Below are 18,552 nucleotides of genomic sequence, written 5' to 3'. Positions count from 1 at the left end.
TAGAAGATTTAGAATTTTATTCATTAAAGGAGAATAAATGATGAATTTGAAAAAAATCTTTTCAATCGGCTTAGTAGGCCTTGCAGCCTTAGGTTTGGCAGCTTGTGGAGGTTCTTCTAGTAAGGAGAACAAGTCAGCAGACGGACCTGTAACCGTCAAGGTTGGAGTGATGAGCCTGAGTGATACAGAAGAAGCGCGCTGGAACAAGGTTCAAGAGATTCTTGACAAAGAAAATGCAGGCGTTAAATTAGAGTATACACAGTTTACCGACTACTCTCAACCTAACCAAGCTCTGCTTGACGGTGATGTGGATATCAACGCTTTCCAACATTACAACTTCCTTGAAAACTGGAACAAAGAGAAGGGGGCAGACCTTGTGTCTGTTGCGGATACCTATATCGCTCCTATTCGTCTCTACTCTGGTACAAAGGACGGCAAAAATAAATATACAGATGTGAAAGACATCCCAGAAAATGGTACAATTGCTGTTCCAAATGATGCGACAAATGAGAGCCGTGCTCTTTATCTTCTCGAATCAGCTGGTTTGATCAAGCTTGATGTTAAAGGTAAGGAACTTGCGACTGTTGCCAACATCAAAGAAAACAAGAAGAATCTGACAATTTCTGAGTTGGATGCTTCTCAAACACCAGCTTCTCTGACTTCAGCAGATGCTGCAGTTGTCAATAATACTTTCGTCCGCGAAGCAGGCATTGACTACAAGAAGGCCCTCTTCAAAGAAGAAGCCAATGAAAACTCAAAACAATGGTATAACCTGATTGCAGCAAAACCAGATTGGAAGAAATCAGACAAGGCTGACGCAATTGAAAAAATTATCAAGGCTTACCATACTGATGAAGTGAAAAAAGTTATCGAAGAATCATCAGATGGTATGGATCAGCCGGTGTGGTAATTTTTACCAGCAGAAAGTCATTGTATTGAATAAATGAAATGATTAAGAAGGGCGGAGATTAGCTTCTCCAGCCCTTTATCTGCTATTATGGTCATTTAGTTTGATCATTATCTAGCTTTGAGCTAGGTTGGTACAGATTGTAGCACGCGACTTATCAGTTCCTTAGGTCAAATGACAGGCGGAAATCAAACTAAAAGGTTATAGTGGCTAAATATCATATTGGACAAATCAAGGAGTGAATCGGAAATTATGGGCAAAGAAATTATCAAATTGGATCACATTGATGTCGTTTTTAATCAAAAAAAGCAAGACATTAAGGCCGTAGAAGATGTGACCATTCATATTAATCAGGGTGATATTTATGGGATTGTAGGTTATTCTGGTGCTGGGAAGTCTACTCTGGTCCGTGTCATTAACTTGCTGCAGGTGCCGTCTGCTGGTAAGATTACGGTGGATGATACGGTTTTCTATGATCATCATCAGGTTCAGCTTACTGCAGCTCAGTTGCGCCAAAAGCGTAAGGATATCGGGATGATTTTCCAGCATTTTAACCTCATGGCACAGATGACCGCCAAGGAAAATGTTGCCTTTGCGCTCAAGCATTCTCCTTTATCAGCTGCTGAAAAAGAGAAAAAAGTTCATACGCTTTTGGACTTGGTAGGCTTAGCGGATCGGGCAGATAATTATCCTGCCCAGCTGTCTGGTGGTCAAAAGCAGCGGGTGGCTATTGCACGGGCCTTGGCCAATGATCCCAAAATCCTAATCTCGGACGAGTCTACATCTGCTCTGGATCCTAAGACCACCAAGCAGATTCTGGCTTTATTGCAGGATTTGAATCAAAAATTGGGCCTGACTATTGTCCTCATTACCCACGAAATGCAGATTGTCAAGGACATTGCCAATCGGGTAGCAGTCATGCAGAATGGTCGGCTGATTGAGGAAGGCTCAGTTCTGGATATTTTCTCTAATCCCAAGAATGAGCTGACCCAAGACTTCATTACGACCGCAACGGGTATCAATGAGGCCATGATCAAAATCAACCAGCAAAAGATTGTGCAAAACCTACCGGAAAATTCCATTCTGGCCCACCTGAAATACTCAGGTGTGGTGACAGACACAGCCATTATAAACGACATTTACAAGCAGTATCACATATCTGCCAATATTCTTCACGCTAATATTGAGATTTTAGATCATGTACCGGTCGGAGAAATGGTCGTTATCTTATCTGGAGAGACCAAGCAACTGGCGGCGGTGCAGGAAAGTCTGCGCGAAGCAGGAGTAGAGCTGCATGTTCTGAAAGAAGGGAGTAACTAATGCTACAGCTGATTCAACAATTTATGCCCAATGTTTATAGAATGGGCTGGTCTGGGCAGGCTGGCTGGGGAACAGCTATTTACCTGACTCTGTATATGACTATCATTCCTTTCTTTATCGGAGGGATTCTAGGCTTTATCGCTGGTCTCTTGCTCGTCTTGACAGGGCCGAGAGGTATTTTGGAAAATAGACTTGTCTTTTTCGTCTTGGACAAGGTTACCTCTATCTTCCGGGCTATTCCGTTCATCATTCTCCTAGCCCTCATCAATCCTTTTACTCGGATTATTGTGGGAACTGGGATTGGACCGACTGCGGCCTTGGTGCCTCTTTCGCTGGCTGTTTTTCCTTTCTTTGCCCGTCAGGTTCAGGTGGTCTTATCCGAACTAGACCGAGGAGTCATTGAGGCGGCGCAGGCTAGTGGAGCAACCTTCTGGGACATTGTCGGTGTTTACTTGCGGGAAGGTCTGCCGGACTTGATTCGGGTGACGACTGTTACGCTCATTTCTCTGGTTGGTGAGACCGCTATGGCCGGAGCGATTGGAGCTGGTGGACTGGGAAATGTTGCTCTGACTTATGGTTATCAGCGTTTCAACCATGATGTGACCATTCTTGCGACTATTCTTATTTTGCTGCTCATCTTCTTTATTCAGTTTGTTGGGGATTTCCTGACACGGAAGATTAGTCATAGATAATGATTGACAACTAGGGCCTCAGCTGGGGCTCTTTTTAATGTCATAATTGTATAAAAAGACTTGCGCAATTAGATTAGGCTTGTTATAATATCTAAAATCTCTTGAAGCCAATTATTGGGAAAGTGAGGATATAGCGGATGAAAGCTTATACAAATGTCAATATGGTGACCTGTGACAGCGCATTTCATGTTTACCGGGAAGGGCTGCTAGTGGTTGAGGACGACCGCATTGCCTACTGTGGTCCCTATGATGAAAACTGGCTAGGGAAGTGCAGTGAAAGAGTAGATTATGAAGGTGCTTGGATTATGCCAGGGCTGGTCAACTGTCATACTCACTCGGCCATGACCTTGCTGCGCGGGATTCGTGATGACAGCAATCTGCATGAGTGGTTGGAGGGCTATATCTGGCCAGCAGAAAGCCAGTTCACAGCGGATCTAACGACCGAGGCTGTCCAGCTGGCTCTGGCTGAAATGCTGCTGTCAGGGACAACGACTTTTAACGACATGTATAATCCTCAGGGAGTGGAGATTGACCGGGTTTATCAGGCTGTGCATAAGTCTGGTATGCGCTGCTATTTCTCACCAACCCTCTTTAGCTCAGAGTCGGAAACAGCAGAAGAGACTCTGGATCGTACTCGGACCATTATTGAGAAAATCCTCTCCTATGACGATGAAGATTTTCAGGTTATGGTGGCGCCTCATTCGCCTTATGCCTGTGACGAAGAGTTGCTCAAGGGCAGTCTTGAGCTAGCGCGTGAACTGGATTTGAAGCTTCATATCCATGTGGCGGAGACACAGGATGAAAATAAAATCATACTGGAGCGCTATGGCAAACGGCCTCTGGCTTTCTTAAAGGGTTTGGGTTACTTGGAGCAGCCAGCCATTTTTGCTCACGGAGTTGAACTGAATCCGTCAGAGATTGCGGATTTGGCGGCTTCACCAGTCAGCATCGCCCACAATCCTATCAGCAACCTCAAGCTGGCTTCCGGTGTAGCTCCGGTGACCGACTTACTAGCCGCTGGGGTGACCGTTGGCTTAGCGACAGACTCTGTCGCTTCCAATAATAATCTGGACATGTTTGAAGAAGGCCGGACAGCTGCTCTCCTTCAGAAGATGCGGGCAGGCGATGCAGCCCAGTTTACGATTGAGCAGGCCTTGAAAGCTTTGACTATTGAAGGAGCCAAGGCGTTGGGATTGGATAACAAAATCGGTAGTCTGGAAGCGGGCAAGCAAGCCGATTTCATTGTCATTCAGCCTAAGGGACGACTTCATCTCTATCCTTTGGAAAATATGCTGTCTCATCTAGTATACGCAGTCAAGGGCAGCGATGTTCAGGATGTCTACATTGCAGGGCAGCAGGTTGTCCGAAATGGCCAAGTGCTGACCGTTGATGTAGGGAGTTTTGTGTAAGAATGAAAGCCGAGTTTCAGCTCGGTGATCGGCTCTTAGATTTGAAAAAATAGAAAATGAAGCAGGAGAATGGTGGAAGCATGCCGCAATTTGGAGATTGTAGCATGCTTCTCCCCGATCCTGTTTTTTGCTTTGCTTTTCTTTTGGCGGTAAAAATAGTACAATATAGTAAATATTGATGTACTATTATCAAGTAAGAAAAAGCGGAGAGATGCGATGGATAAAAAAATTCTTTGGGAGAAGATTCAGAGTTTTTTTCAGGAACTTTGGAAAAAGATATCGGGTTTTGCTGCGGAACATACTCTCCTGACAGATGCCTACCATGCTTGGCGGGATTGGATTAAGAAGTTGCCGCTTCCTCGTCCCAAAATCTTTAAAAAACAGCTTAGCAATCGCCAGTTTGTCGGAGTGCTTTTGACCGTAGTAGGGCTGTCAGCTGGCTTAATTCTGCTGTCAGAGCATGTGCAGGATTTTACCTTTCTGTCTCCTAGTAAGAAAGAGCAGCAGTCAGATTCCTCTCAGAATCAGACGGTTCGTATCATGGCGACTGGGGATTTGCTTTATCACGACGGCCTCTATCTGAGCGCTCAGAAAGAAGATGGCACTTATGATTTTTCTGAGAATTTCCAATATGCTAAGGAATGGCTTCGGCAGGGAGATTTGGTCTTAGGGGACTTTGAAGGCACGATTCGGCCGGACTATCCCTTGAATGGCTATCCGCTTTTTAATGCTCCAGAAGCCGTAGTTCCAGCAATCAAGGATGCTGGCTATCAGGTGATGGACCTGGCTCATAACCACATTTTAGACTCTGGCTTGGAGGGAGTTTTCACTACAGCTCAGGCTTTTGAAAAAGAGGGAATCACTCCCATCGGTGTTTATCCGCATGAAAGCCGCAGTCAGGCACCGCTCTTGATAAAGAAACTTAAAGGCATTAAGATTGCACTGCTGGCTTACTCCTATGGTTATAATGGCATGGAAGGGCTGCTCAGTCAGGAAGACTATGACAATCGCCTGTCCGATCTGGATGAAGAAAAGATGCGGGCCGAGATTGAGCGGGCAGAAAAGGAAGCGGACATCACGGTTGTTATGCCTCAGATGGGGGTAGAGTACCAGCTGGAGCCGACAGAGGAGCAGATGACTCTTTACCATAAAATGGTCGACTGGGGAGCAGATATCGTCTTTGGAGGGCATCCGCATGTGGTTGAGCCAGCTGAGATTTTAGAGAAAGATGGCCAGAAGAAGCTGATCATGTATTCTATGGGGAATTTCATTTCCAATCAGCGCATCGAAACCATGGAGGAGATTGAAAATGCTCATTGGACCGAGCGCGGAGTGCTGATGGATGTTACCATTGAAAAGACACCAAAGGGCACGCAGATAAAAAGTGCTCAGGCTCATCCGAGCTGGGTCAGCCGAGTTGAAAAGGGCGCTACTTCAGCAGACGGTCTTCCTTTATACACTTATCAGACTTGGATTTTGGACGACTTTGTCGAAGGTGGCAAGTATCGAGACAAACTGGATCAAGAAACCAGAGCACGGATTGATACCGCCTATCAGGAAATGAATTCTCATGTTGGACTGAATTGGCCGGGGCAATAAATTACTTGAATATGAGTTTAGCCGGATTGGATTTGCCAATCTGGTTTTTGCTGTTTTAAAATTGAGGACTTTGTTATAATAAAAAGGATTATAGAACTGTTAATGAATGGAACTGACCGTTTTCGAGCTTGTCTATTATTTTGACTTATTTGATTGGAAAGAAAATGAAATGCATTTTGGTTTGTGGCTACTTTTGTATCTTATACCTATGTTTATCTTGTTTTTGTTGCTAGTGTGCTCCCTGGTTTTGATGATTTTCTGCCTGTTTTTGCGGAGAAATTTCTTCAAAGAAAAGCAGGGGCGCAATTTGTTGCTAGCTATCTTTTGGTTAGGGCTCCTCAATCTTCTGCTGAACTTGCTAGTATAAAAACGATGAGGTCGTAAGGAGAACAGTCCAAATGAAATGATAGGGACTAGCTTTATCCTTGTTTGTTGAAGCTAAATATTGATCGAGTATTAAAGAAAGACGAAATATGCATTTTTTTGAACAACTTTTTCTTTTAATAGACTTTTTAATTCACTTTTTACCACTCTTGTTTATCTTTGTTGTTTTTATCGTTTCATGGATAGTTTATATTTGTATAAAGAAACCTTTCTACAAAAGTTTTTATGGGAAAGTGATTAGTCTACTCTTTTTGGGAACCTTGATTTGGAATCTGGTTTATTTTGGCGAAGAAGATCATGGTGGCTCTTACCAATTAGTAAAATTAAAGCCAGGCGAAGCTGTTTATGTAAAGATTAAAAAGCCTTATCTTGACCTAATAAAGGGTTCAGGAGTCAGTGTTTTAAAATTTAAAGATAAAACAGATGGGAAAATTAGAATATACGATTCTTATTTGAGAGAGCAGATAGATGAAAATGAGTATATCTATGATGCAGAAAAAAAGTCTGTTCACTACTATAATGAAAAGTATGGGGGGATAACAATCCCAAACGAACAGGCTTTATCCGATTTAGGTGTTGAGTTTAACGAAAACTATAGCATTGATGTCAACTTTACCCAAAATAGAGCGTTTGTTTTTAGTGTAAGCGACAGTGATCAAGATATCACTGTCCAAAACGAATCAGATAAACCCATATCTTTTTATGTCAAAGCCTATCACAGAGTCTATGGCTCAGAAGGCAGGGACCGAGATCTAGAATAATATCTTACAAAACATGTTGCTGTTTCAATACTTCTTATAATATTAGCATTACAAAAAACGAATACCCTCTAGCTTATTTTGATTAGCAGGTATTCGTTTTTTATTTTCTATTTTAGAGCTTCATTTCTTCCGATACTGGCTTGGTGTCATTTGGTAGTATTTTTTGAACTGGCGGTTAAAGTTGGACAGGTTATTAAAGCCTGCTTGGCTGGAGATTTCCAGTACAGAGAGGTTGGAGTGCTGCAGGAGTTCGGCTGCCTTGCGCAGGCGGAATTGGATTAAGTACTCAATGCAGGAAACGCCCAGATGCTTCTTGAAGAAGTTCATGAAATGGGTGGAGCTGTAGCCGCAGATGCCAGCCAGTTGGTCAATATTCAGGTCTTCTTGGTAGTGAGCATTGATGTAGTCAATGATGGAGCGAATTTTTTCTTCCTTGCGGTAGCCTTCGGGTGATAGGTCTTTGGAAATGACATAGCCGTTCTCAAAGAGCAGGTAGAAGAGCTGGTTGAGTTGGGCTTTGAGCTGAAACTCGTAGTGAGATTTGCGGAAATAGCCTGTTTCTATAGCTGCTAAGAGGCACTGACGAATCTCCGTATAGGCTGTATCATTGGGCTTGATCACATGAGTCAAGTCCAACTGACCATTGTAGAGTGGCTGCAGATAGTTGATGCTGGCCTGATCCATGGCAGAGTAGCCCATCAGATCCAGATGGAAATTAATGGCGTCCATATAATGGCGCTCGTCGTTGATGGGGTGGATAGAGTGCAAGGCATTGGGGCGAATCAGGATAATATCACCTTTTTCGCTGTTAAAGTAGTCGTCGTCAATATGAAATTGTGCTTTTCCTTCGTGGACATAAATCATTTCAACATCGGTATGCCAGTGGAAAAGAATATCTGGATGACCATTCTCAGTGATGGTGCGGGTCAGAGAATAAGGGGTTCCTTGGTTTTTAAAAACGGTATTTTTATGTAGTTGGCCTAAATCAATCATGGGGACACTCTTTCATAGAATAGTACAATTTATTAAGATAATTGTGTTAGAAAATATGTTTGACAACTATTATAATATAAATACAAAAAAAACGAAAGTGAGAAAATGCAAATGGGTAAATTTCCGCAGAATTTTCTTTGGGGTGGCGCAACTGCAGCCAATCAGTATGAAGGCGCCTATAATCTAGATGGGAAAGGCCTGTCTGTTCAGGATGTGACTCCAAAAGGCGGAGTGCCAGCCAAGCCAGGTGACCGCAATCCTTTGATTACTGAGGGGCCGACACCAGATAATCTCAAGCTGGAAGGGATTGATTTCTATCATCGCTATAAGGAGGACATTGCCCTCTTTGCAGAGATGGGCTTCAAGGTCTACCGGACCTCCATTGCCTGGTCTAGGATTTTCCCAAAGGGAGACGAGCTGGAACCCAATGAAGCTGGTCTGCAATTCTATGACAATCTTTTTGACGAACTGGCCAAATATGGCATTGAGCCGCTGATTACCTTGTCTCACTATGAAACGCCCCTGCATTTGGCTCGTCAGTACAATGGTTGGGCCAACCGCGATTTGATTGGCTTCTACGAGCGCTATGTCCGCACGGTTTTTACCCACTATAAGGACAAGGTCAAGTATTGGCTGACCTTTAATGAAATCAACTCTGTTCTCCATGCGCCCTTTATGAGTGGAGGCATTGCGACGCCAGCTGAAGAACTATCCAAGCAGGACCTTTATCAAGCAGTTCATCATGAGCTGGTGGCGTCTGCCTTGGCAACGAAGATTGGTCATGAGATTAATCCTGATTTTAAGATTGGCTGTATGGTTCTGGCCATGCCGGCTTATCCCATGACGCCTAAGCCTGAAGATGTGCTGGCAGCTCGGGAATTTGAAAATCAAAACTATCTCTTCTCTGATATCCATGCGCGTGGGAAATACCCTGCCTATATCAATCGTTTCTTCAAGGAGAATGGGATTGAGATTCAGTTTGCGCCAGGTGACAAAGAGCTTTTAGCTGAAAATACTGTAGACTTTATTTCCTTCTCCTACTACATGAGTGTGGTTGCGGCTCATGATCCGGAAAATTATTCTTCCGGCCGAGGCAATCTGCTAGGTGGTATTATGAATCCTCATCTGGCTAGCTCAGAATGGGGTTGGCAGATTGACCCAGTCGGCCTGCGCTTGGTGTTAAATAGCTTTTATGACCGCTATCAGCTCCCTCTCTTCATCGTGGAAAATGGTCTCGGTGCCAAGGATGTCTTGGTGGATGGTCCAAATGGCCCAACGGTTGCAGATGACTACCGTATTGATTATCTCAAACAGCATTTGCAACAGGTAGGAGAAGCGCTGGAAGATGGCGTAGAACTGCTAGGTTACACAACTTGGGGCTGTATTGACCTGGTCTCAGCCAGCACGGCAGAACTCAGTAAGCGTTACGGCTTTATCTACGTTGACCGCAACGATGACGGTAGCGGAACTCTAGCCCGCTATAAGAAAAAATCTTTTGATTGGTACAAAGAAGTCATTGCGACGAATGGAGACAGTCTTTATCAGGATTGAATGACTTAAACAAAATAGAATGGCTCCTTATAAAATAAACCAAGTTCTATCTGGCTTGGTTTTTTCTACATTTTAAGATGGGAATTGGTTAAATCCTCTTGATTTTAAAAGCAACTAGAGGAAAAGCAGTGTTTTGAGGAAAGCTGTCTCTATAAAAAAGTAAGAATTTATTCTCAATATTGCGGATGTTTGAATCCGTTTGCAAAAAAACAAAGACGCCTCAAATAAAATATGGTATAATATGTGAAGAATATCTATTTCAGGAGGGAAAATCATGAGTAGGAAAATCCGTTTCATTTCTCTGCTTACTCTGTTGATTTGTTTTCTGATGGGCTGCAGTCTTTTTCAAAAGAACGGTGGAGGTCCGGGAGAGCAAGGCAGCCAATTTTCGGAAAGTGTTCGTAAGCTGAGAGAAAAATACAGCAAAAATACTCCTTATGATGTCCAAGAAAAGGTCATTCAGATCAAGGAAAATGAGCCCATTACATTTCCGACAGAGGTACAAAAGCCTAACGATTTTGAGACACTGCCACATGAAGGACAGACCGAGTTGATTTCTTCCTTTGAAATTTATGGGGACAGCAACTTACGAGCTATTTTAGGGGGTGACTTTAAGATGAATGATAAGCGGCAGATAGTGATTGAGCCAGCTTATCATTTCTCTGCGACTAGAGTGGAGGCGAATGGAGAGCATACAGAATATGGTCTAGCCAAGCAAGGTGAGAGCTGGGGTGTTTTTGATACGCTCTATTTGCTGCAACGGGATGATGAGCGAACAGGTAAAAAGCTTAAAAAACCAAAACTTTGGATCGTTAAGATAGATAAGAAAGGGCGCGACAAGCTAGCTCTGAAGACCAAGAGCAGTCTGCTCGGGGATGGTCGCCTGCAGCTGGAATGGACCGAAGTACCTGGAGCGGACTCTTATTCCATTATAAAAAGAGAGTATGTGACCATGCCTGGCAGTGATACGAAGACAGGTCTTTATAACTATAAAGAGGTCGATCGGGTCACTTCGACAGTGTATCGGACAGATTTGCCTACCCACTATGATAGCCGCAACGGCGGCCGTTCCGGTGATGATCCGATACTTGCCAGACAACGGTTGCTGCAGGCTTACGACCAGGATTACAGTAATAGAAAGGTTGAGAAAAAGCCTTATGAACTCCTTGTTGTTCCCCTTAAAGACAAAGAAGCTTTAGGAACTATCAGCAATCCTATCTCATCTGATAGCTTTGCGAAACTGATGCCGAATCAAATCGATTTTCGGAGTTTTTCTGACCAGGTTTCTGCCCTGCGGCAGAAGGGAAATATTCCTGAAGAAGCACCACTGCAGATGATGGATGGCCAGATTCAGAACTTTCCAATCGTCTATGAAAAAATTGAAAAAGAAGGCCGGGATGTCAGATGTCTGGTCTCTATCAAGGGCATGCCTACTGTCAAAACGGACTTTTTCATTGAACAGGCCAGTGTCGAAGAAGTGCAGCCTGTTGTAGATAGGCATAATGAAAAGGTCAATAAAGAGGAAAGCAAGTCGGGTGTTTCAGAGAAATATATCAGCGTAGAGCAGGCTGACTTGGATCTCAAGGGTAAAACAGTCGTTCATGATGTTAGTGATATTGAGGAAAGAGTGGCAGCCAGAAGTGCAGCGCAGGAATATTTTGCTAAGGCTCTTCTGTCCGATGCTGAATATGTTGATTACAGTGAGTTTCCAGAGCTGAGTGAAGGAGATGTCAGTGAATTGCTTCACGATGTTTTAGAGCAGAATCCAGTCATTCAGCAGGGAGTGGTTCCTGCCATTGATGCTAAGCAACATGTGGTAAGTTTTAAATACGATGCTGATGAAACTGCCAAATATAAGAAGGCCCGAAAAAAAGTTAAAGAGATTGTCAAAGATATCATCAAAGACCAGATGAGCGACCGAGAAAAGATTGAGGCAATTAATCAGTATATGATTGAGCATATTAGCTATGATAAGGCTGCTTACCAAGGCTTTTTGAATTACAAAACATCTATTGAGAATAAAGAATCAGAAGAGGCTATTTCAAAAGCGTTTAAAGATATGCAAGACGGTATTCGCAAGTATGAATCTAGTTTTGATATTACTGGTCCGCTATTTGAGGGTAAGGGAGTCTGTCAAGCTTATGCTGTAACCTTCCAGGCTCTTGCTCAGGAAGCTGGTCTCGAAACCATGTATGTGAGTGGAAATACAGATGATTTTGACCCGCATGCTTGGAACTTCGCAAAAGTAGATGGTCAGTGGCTGGCCTTAGATGTTACCTGGAATGACTCTGATGGAGACAGCAATAAAAAAGAAAATGAATACTTGCTATTGGCCATGGATAATCCACTCTATGCGCAGAGCCACTATGCTTTTGACAGATACGAAGATGCTATTAAAGAATGATGCTCCAAATAGAAGCAATCTTTAAAAGATGCCTAAGTCTTGTAAGACAAGGAAGAAGCTAATCAAAACCCCTGAGATACTGTTATCTCAGGGGTTTTCTATGCTTTTATTTCTTCCAGCTTTCGACTTCTTTTTGATGGTTTTTGATCCACTCTTTGGCTGCAGCTTCTGGTGAGCTGCCTTCGTTAATCTTAAGCATGACTTCTTCCATGTCCTTTTGAGTCCAGTTGAAGTTATCCAGGACCTTGTTGACTTCTGGCAAGTCCTTGTCTAGATTTTTTCGAGTGATAGTGTGGATAGCTTCCTTGCCACCCATGGTTCCCTTAGGATCCTTGAGGTATTTGAGGTCGTATTTGGAGAACATCCAGTGTGGTGACCAGCCGGTTACGATGATATCTTCTTTATTCTTAATAGCTTGATCCAGAGCAGTGGTCATGGCTCCTGTTGAGGAAGAAGAAAGATTCCAGCCACTGAGATTGCTGTATTCTTGCATAGTCTTCTCAGTCGCGGTCATGATACCAGCGCCGGGTTCAATACCTGTGATGGTTTTCTTGGCTTGGTCTGACAGGTCTTCGATGGAGTCAGCGTCCATATAGCTTGGTATGACTAGCCCTGTCTTAACGCCCTCAAGATTTGGCCCCAAGTCCACTAGCTTGTCCTTGTACTCCTCATAGAGAGCAGCGTGAGTGGTCGGCAACCAGGCAGAAACCATGGCATCGGCTTCGCTATTAGCAACGGACTTCCACATAACGGCATTGTCCAGCGGTGTGATGGTGACATCGTAGCCCATTTCCTTGAGAGCTTCCGCTACGACATTGGTTGAGGCAACTTCGGAGTCCCATTCAACATAGGCAAGGTTGACCTTTTCTTTTTTGCTTTGCTGAAGCTTGGTTACTTGATTTCCGACAAAGGCTGTCATGATGACAGCAGCCAGAGCAGACCAGAGCATAATCTTCTTGCGTTTTTCCTTGGCAGTGACCGGTGATTTTTTAGCCAGAGGTTGGTTGAGCTTCTGAGTCAGGCGGTCAATGATAATGGCCAGGATAACCAGAGACACCCCATTGACAAAGCCGGAACCGATGTCGGCATGCTGCAAGGCAGAGAGAACGCCGCGACCCAGTCCTGGCGCCCCAATCATAGAGGCAGTAACAACCATAGACAGAGCTAACATGATGGTCTGATTGACCCCAGCTAGGATAGTATTTTTAGCCAGAGGCAGCTCAACTTTGAAGAGCTTCTGCTTGCCAGTGCCCCCGAAGGAGTCTGACGCTTCAATCAGCTCAGTCGGAATCTGACGAATGGCTAGATTGGTAAAGCGGACAGTCGGTGGCAGGGCAAAGATGACAGAGGCAAAGACCCCAGGCACCATACCAATACCGAAGAAGGCCACGGCCGGTATCAGGTAGACAAAGGCCGGCATGGTCTGCATAAAGTCTAGCAAGGGCTTGATAACTGCTTCGACACGGTTGCTCTTAGCCATCCAAATTCCCAGTGGAATACCGATGATAATGGAAATGGCACTGGAGACGATGACCAAGGTCACAGTATTCATAAGATTTTCCCAGAGGCCTTGGTTGTAAACAAAGAGCAGGCCCAGGAAGGTGAGCAGGGGCAGTCCCAGCTTACGCTTGGAAATCAAATAGGTAAAGATAGTAATGACTGCGATAAAGAGCAGTGGCGGAATGAAGAGCAGGGTGTCTGTCATTCCATTCATGATGGCATTTCCGATAGCCTGAAGGACCGAGAAAAGCCCGGAGAAGGTATCTGTTACCCAGTTAGTAAAGGCCTCAACCCATTGAGAAACGGGGATTGGCTGTTGTAAAATATTCAAAATGCGAACCTCCCTTATTCTTCAGATTCAGTAGTATTGGCCAAGGCTTCGATGACTCGACCTTTGATAATAACGCCGACTAACTTGTCCTTATCATCTACAACGGCCAGAGGCGCTGGTGAATCGTAGATCAGCGGGAAAATATCGGTAATCAGGGTTTCCTGAGTGACCTTGCGGACGTTCTTATCAATCACTTCAGCCAGTGCTTGATGCTGTTTACGGGCATCGCGGGCGGCTTCGGCAGTCAGACTACCCTTGAGCTGCCGCTTCCTATCCACAGCCAGCAGCATACTGACCTCTTCTTTTTTCATCCGATTAAGAGCCACGGTAGGTCCATCAATGTCAATGTTAGTAGTCAGTGGCGTTGTCATGATATTCTGAGCGGTCAGGACCTTAGAGCGATCCACATCCTCAACGAACTCTCGAACGAAGTCGTTGGCTGGATTGGTCAGGATTTCCTCACCGGTGCCAATCTGCATAATCTGACCGTCAGCCATAATAGCAATACGGTCACCGATACGCAGGGCCTCATTGAGATCGTGCGTGATAAAGATAATGGTACGCTCATGCTCTGCCTGCAGATCCAGCAGCTCATCCTGCATTTCGCGGCGGATAAGGGGATCTAGAGCTGAGAAGGCCTCGTCCATGAGCAGAATATCAGGATTATTGGCCAAAGCTCGAGCTAAGCCAACCCGCTGCTGCATCCCGCCGGAGAGCTGATCGGGGTATTGGTCCTTGAAAGAGAGGAGACCAGCATTGTCTAGAGCTTGTTCAGCTAGGCGCGTGCGCTCCTCCTTATCAACACCTCGGACTTCCAGACCGAACTCAGTATTTTCCAGAATGGTCCGATGCGGAAAGAGTCCGAAGTTCTGGAAGACCATATTGAGCTTGTGGCGGCGAACGTCACGCAGCTCCTCTTCGTTCATCTTGGCCACATCTTGGCCGTCGATGTAAATGTCGCCTGATGTTGGGTCAATCAATCGGTTGAGCAGGCGGATAAGGGTAGACTTCCCACTACCGGACAGTCCCATGATGACAAAAATTTCTCCGGTCTGGACCTCAAAGTTTACATCGTAAACTCCGACAGTAGCACCGGTTTTTTCTAAAATTTCCGTTTTGCTTTTGGCTTGCTGCACCATTTCTAGTGCCTGCTTTTGCCTTTTTCCGAAAATTTTAGTCAAATGTTTTACTTCTAGTTTATTCAACGTATTTCTCCTTTTGCACAAGTGACTACATGTTTATTTTGATAAGTTGTCACTTAAAAGACCATCACAGTATAACATCGTGTGGTCACTTTGTCAAACCCAAAAGACCGTCAGACCGGCCTTTTTCGGCTATTATAAAAAAGGGGAGTGATTTTTTGAAATATTTTTGAAAGTCGTAAAAACCTTGTCAAATAGCGTACTTGCTTGTGTATTCTGTTTTTTGACAAAGAAAAAACAAGTGCTGTTTCACTTGTTTGTTTCAATTTCATTAAAAAATAAATTATGCATCAAACCGACCGATAATTCGTTGCCAACAAAGTAGATGGTATTGCCGGCTTCTAGCTTGGTATAAGGACCAGGCGAGATTAGGAGTTGTTCACCCTGCTGGACTGCAACAATGGTAGCGCCAGTCGAGTGCCAGATATTGAGCTCATTGATAGATTTTCCTAGGTTGATGGCGTCTGCTGAGAGCTGGAGCTCGTAGGGATTGAAAGGGAAGCGCTGCTGGACATCCTTGGTACGACTGAGAAGCTGATTGAGTAGCTGGGAAAAGTTGGCAAATTCTTCCTCTTGGCGCTGGATGCTCTGGTGGAGCTTGCTTTTGAGGTCCTGCAGAGAGTTGACATCTTTATAGGTCTCAAGGAACTGCTGGGCTTTTTCCTTGGAAGAAATGAAGGCTCCACTGCCGTGGCGGACTTCCATGATTTCCAGGTCTACCAGCACATTAATAGCCTTGCGGGCTGTCTCAGGTGAGACATTGAAGTTGCTGGCTAGGGTAGAGCGGGCATAGATCTTGCTTCCGATGGGATATTTGCCGTCAACGATTCGCTCGGCAATGGCGACGGCAATCTGCTGGTAGCGTGGGAATGCGACTTCTTTTTTGCTCATGAGGACCTCCAATTTACAACAGAAATATAGCTATGATTATAATATAAAACTGGAAGATTGAAAAGTGCTCTTTGTAAAATCGACTGTCCTATCCGCCTCTTCTTACCTTTCTTTTTACTTTTTTAAGTAGTATAATATGTCTAAAAGTTAGAGGTCTTCTGGAAAAGGGGCAATCCAAATTGGATGATAGAGATAGGAATGGAAAAAAAGATGACAGTAAAGATGATAGCGACAGACATGGATGGAACCTTGCTAGACGGACAGGGACAGCTGGATTTGCCGCGTCTGGCTACTATTTTAGATGAGCTGGATAAGAGAGACATTCGCTTTGTGGTGGCTACTGGCAATGAAATTCCACGGATGCGACTGCTATTGGGAGATTTGGTAGAACGAATGACCTTGGTAGTCGCCAACGGAGCCCGGATTTTTGAAAAGAACCAGCTAAGCATGAGCAGCTTCTGGGAAGCCGGATTGATTAGGGATGCGCTGGCTTACTTTGCGGGTCGTGAAAAGGAGCTTCAGCTGGTTGTGACTTCTGAAAGAGGTGGCTTTGTCCAAGAGGGGACAGAGTTTCCCTTGATTGAAAAAGTCATGACCAAGGAAATGGCCCAGTTTTTCCACAAGCGGATGAACTTTGTGCCAAGCCTACAGGATTATCCCTTTGCCAAGGTCTTGAAAATGAGTATGATGGTAGAAGAGGCTGCAGTAGCAGAGCATGCTCGTCTGATTAATCAGCATTTTGCAGGCCGATTGAGCGCGGTTGCTAGTGGTTATGGAGCCATTGACATCCTCCAAGATGGGATGCACAAGGCTTGGGGCTTGCAGCAGCTGATGGCTAAGTGGCAGATTCAAAGCTCGGAAATTATGGCTTTTGGTGATAGTGAAAATGACATAGAAATGCTTGAATTAGCTGGTATTTCTTACGCTATGGAGAATGGCGATGAGCGGGTCAAAAAGGTAGCAGACTACCTAGCGCTGGCCAATACAGAAGCCGGTGTTCTACAGGTGATTGAGCAATACTTAGAAGAGGAAAAGGGATAATGGCAGTACAATTATTAGAAGAATGGCTTCTCAAGGAGCAGGCAAAATTGCAGCAAAACTACAGAGAACTCAATCAAGTCTCCGTCAAGGAGCCAGACATCATCTTTATCGGAGATTCCATTGTAGAATACTATCCTCTCTATGAGCTCCTGCAGACGGATAAAAGACTGATCAACCGCGGAATTCGGGGCTATAAGACTGATTTGCTTTTAGAAAATCTGGATGCCCATCTCTTTGGGCAGACTCTGGATAAGGTCTTTATCCTGATAGGTACCAACGATATTGGCAAGGAGATGCCTCAGACAGAAACGCTGGCCAATTTGGAAGCCGTGATTCAGGAGATTTCTCGTGACTATCCTTTGGCTCAGATCCAATTGCTGTCGGTCCTGCCGGTCAATGAAGCTCCGGCCTACAAGAGCACGGTCTATGTCCGCAGCAATGAAAAGATTCAGGTCCTTAATCAGGCCTATCGCCAGCTGGCTAACGCCTACATGAATGTCCAATTTATCGATCTCTACGATGCTTTTCTGGACGAGGAAGGCCAGCTGCGCCCAGACTACACAACTGACGGCCTCCATCTGACCATTTCTGGCTATGCAGCCCTGTCCAAGGCTTTGCAGGAGACGTTATAGAGATAAAAATAGGGAGCGAAAAAAGCCCAACCAGACAAATCTTCAAAGGAAGATTTTTTTTAAAACTTTTGGTTGACAAATGTAAATCTTAGAGGTAAAATAGGATTATAAGATTTACAAATGTAGATTTAGAAAGGAGAGCTCATGCAAATTTCCAATGCGGAATGGCGCATCATGAAGATTATCTGGATGGAAGGCAAGCAGACCAGCACGGATTTGATCGCCGTCTTGTCCGAGCGCTTTGACTGGTCGAAGTCGACGGTCAAGACTCTCTTGACCCGCTTGGTGGAGAAAGGATGTTTGACTAGAGAAAAATCAGGCAAAGCCTTTGTTTACTCGGCTTTGTTGACGCAGGACCAGAGTTTAGACTTGGTCGTTGAGGATGTGAAAGACAAGGTTTGCTCCAAAAGGATTGTCCAGGTGCTTGAAAACTTGATTCAGGAGAGTGACTTTACGCTTGCAGATCTTAATCAGCTGCAGCAGGTCCTGGAAGAAAAGAAAGCAGAGGCTGTCGAAACAGTCCCTTGCAATTGTATGTAATAGAAAGAAGGAAATTCCATGTTTGGATTGTTGATTAGTATTGTTTGTTTACTTGTGGTTGTCTTTATTGCTTGGTGGTTCTTTGCAGAGCATGAAAAGGTAAGCGGCCACGCTCGTCAGAAATCAGGTTATCAAGAAATTGAAGTCGAAGTCATGGGGGGCTATTCGCCTGAAACCATTGTCCTGAAAAAGAATGTTCCAGCCCGGATCATCTTTAATCGCAAGGATCCATCTTCATGTCTGGCTCAAGTGATCTTTCCAGATTTTGGCGTTCATGAAGATTTGCCTTTAGGTGAAAAACATGTCATTGAAATTACGCCAGAAAAAGCGGGCGAATATGGGTATTCATGTGGAATGAACATGATGCATGGTCACATGATTGTGGAATAAAGGAG

General features: G+C 44.5%; 17 protein-coding genes. 13 read left to right on the top strand and 4 right to left on the bottom strand.

What is annotated here, in order from left to right; translation table 11 throughout:
- The first annotated feature begins 37 nt into the window (after positions 1-37).
- From J1C77_RS10085 to J1C77_RS10055, 7 genes are all read left to right on the top strand, one after another.
- On the top strand, positions 38-910 hold the full coding sequence (locus tag J1C77_RS10085) for a MetQ/NlpA family ABC transporter substrate-binding protein (protein ID WP_002923209.1): 873 nt from the start codon (positions 38-40) through the stop codon (positions 908-910).
- A 249-nt stretch (positions 911-1,159) separates the two neighbouring features.
- A complete protein-coding gene (locus J1C77_RS10080; RefSeq protein ID WP_002923210.1) occupies positions 1,160-2,227 on the top strand; it encodes a methionine ABC transporter ATP-binding protein in 1,068 nt (355 codons plus the stop codon).
- Positions 2,227-2,919 carry a methionine ABC transporter permease gene (locus J1C77_RS10075; protein ID WP_002898357.1) on the top strand — a complete coding sequence of 231 codons (693 nt, stop codon included), beginning with the start codon at positions 2,227-2,229 and terminating at the stop codon, positions 2,917-2,919. The genes J1C77_RS10080 and J1C77_RS10075 overlap by 1 nt, the downstream gene beginning before the upstream one ends.
- A gap of 137 nt (positions 2,920-3,056) precedes the next feature.
- On the top strand, positions 3,057-4,328 hold the full coding sequence (locus J1C77_RS10070) for a TRZ/ATZ family protein (RefSeq protein ID WP_002923214.1): 1,272 nt from the start codon (positions 3,057-3,059) through the stop codon (positions 4,326-4,328).
- 216 nt (positions 4,329-4,544) lie between these two features.
- Positions 4,545-5,927, top strand: a complete 1,383-nt coding sequence (locus J1C77_RS10065) for a CapA family protein (RefSeq protein ID WP_002923215.1) — start codon at positions 4,545-4,547, stop codon at positions 5,925-5,927.
- A 183-nt stretch (positions 5,928-6,110) separates the two neighbouring features.
- Positions 6,111-6,311: a RhtB family transporter gene (locus J1C77_RS10060; protein ID WP_087941946.1), complete on the top strand. Its 201-nt coding sequence runs from the start codon at positions 6,111-6,113 to the stop codon at positions 6,309-6,311.
- Positions 6,312-6,400: 89 nt separating this feature from the next.
- Entirely contained in the window at positions 6,401-7,072 is a 672-nt protein-coding gene (locus J1C77_RS10055; RefSeq protein WP_002923217.1) for a hypothetical protein, read from the top strand.
- 120 nt (positions 7,073-7,192) lie between these two features.
- Here J1C77_RS10055 and J1C77_RS10050 read toward each other — a convergent pair whose 3' ends face one another.
- Positions 7,193-8,065 (bottom strand): AraC family transcriptional regulator, encoded by an 873-nt coding sequence (locus tag J1C77_RS10050; protein WP_002923218.1) that lies wholly within the window; start codon positions 8,063-8,065, stop codon positions 7,193-7,195.
- A 105-nt stretch (positions 8,066-8,170) separates the two neighbouring features.
- Here J1C77_RS10050 and J1C77_RS10045 point away from each other — a divergent pair, with 105 nt between their 5' ends.
- A complete protein-coding gene (locus tag J1C77_RS10045; protein WP_002923219.1) occupies positions 8,171-9,616 on the top strand; it encodes a glycoside hydrolase family 1 protein in 1,446 nt (481 codons plus the stop codon).
- A gap of 274 nt (positions 9,617-9,890) precedes the next feature.
- Positions 9,891-12,020 (top strand): transglutaminase domain-containing protein, encoded by a 2,130-nt coding sequence (locus J1C77_RS10040; RefSeq protein ID WP_427195068.1) that lies wholly within the window; start codon positions 9,891-9,893, stop codon positions 12,018-12,020.
- Positions 12,021-12,126: 106 nt separating this feature from the next.
- Here J1C77_RS10040 and J1C77_RS10035 read toward each other — a convergent pair whose 3' ends face one another.
- From J1C77_RS10035 to J1C77_RS10025, 3 genes are all read right to left on the bottom strand, one after another.
- Positions 12,127-13,851, bottom strand: a complete 1,725-nt coding sequence (locus tag J1C77_RS10035; protein ID WP_002923223.1) for an ABC transporter permease/substrate binding protein — start codon at positions 13,849-13,851, stop codon at positions 12,127-12,129.
- Positions 13,852-13,865: 14 nt separating this feature from the next.
- Positions 13,866-15,056: a quaternary amine ABC transporter ATP-binding protein gene (locus J1C77_RS10030; protein ID WP_002923224.1), complete on the bottom strand. Its 1,191-nt coding sequence runs from the start codon at positions 15,054-15,056 to the stop codon at positions 13,866-13,868.
- A 246-nt stretch (positions 15,057-15,302) separates the two neighbouring features.
- Entirely contained in the window at positions 15,303-15,944 is a 642-nt protein-coding gene (locus J1C77_RS10025) for a GntR family transcriptional regulator (RefSeq protein ID WP_002898348.1), read from the bottom strand.
- A gap of 183 nt (positions 15,945-16,127) precedes the next feature.
- On the opposite strand from J1C77_RS10025, the gene J1C77_RS10020 reads away from it, so the two are divergent.
- The 4 genes from J1C77_RS10020 (at position 16,128) to J1C77_RS10005 (ending at position 18,547) form a co-directional block, all read left to right on the top strand.
- Positions 16,128-16,985 carry a Cof-type HAD-IIB family hydrolase gene (locus tag J1C77_RS10020; RefSeq protein ID WP_002923225.1) on the top strand — a complete coding sequence of 286 codons (858 nt, stop codon included), beginning with the start codon at positions 16,128-16,130 and terminating at the stop codon, positions 16,983-16,985.
- Positions 16,985-17,617, top strand: coding sequence for an SGNH/GDSL hydrolase family protein (locus J1C77_RS10015; RefSeq protein WP_002923226.1), 633 nt, complete (start codon positions 16,985-16,987; stop codon positions 17,615-17,617). Before J1C77_RS10020 ends, J1C77_RS10015 begins: the two co-directional genes overlap by 1 nt.
- 144 nt (positions 17,618-17,761) lie before the next feature.
- Entirely contained in the window at positions 17,762-18,157 is a 396-nt protein-coding gene (locus J1C77_RS10010; RefSeq protein WP_002903780.1) for a CopY/TcrY family copper transport repressor, read from the top strand.
- Between the two features lie 18 nt (positions 18,158-18,175).
- On the top strand, positions 18,176-18,547 hold the full coding sequence (locus tag J1C77_RS10005; protein WP_002903781.1) for a cupredoxin domain-containing protein: 372 nt from the start codon (positions 18,176-18,178) through the stop codon (positions 18,545-18,547).
- Positions 18,548-18,552: the final 5 nt, after the last annotated feature.

Source organism: Streptococcus sanguinis (genome assembly GCF_050223295.1).
Classification (GTDB): domain Bacteria; phylum Bacillota; class Bacilli; order Lactobacillales; family Streptococcaceae; genus Streptococcus; species Streptococcus sanguinis_X.
Note: the sequence above shows the minus strand (reverse complement) of the source record. Positions and strands in the feature narration are given on the sequence as shown.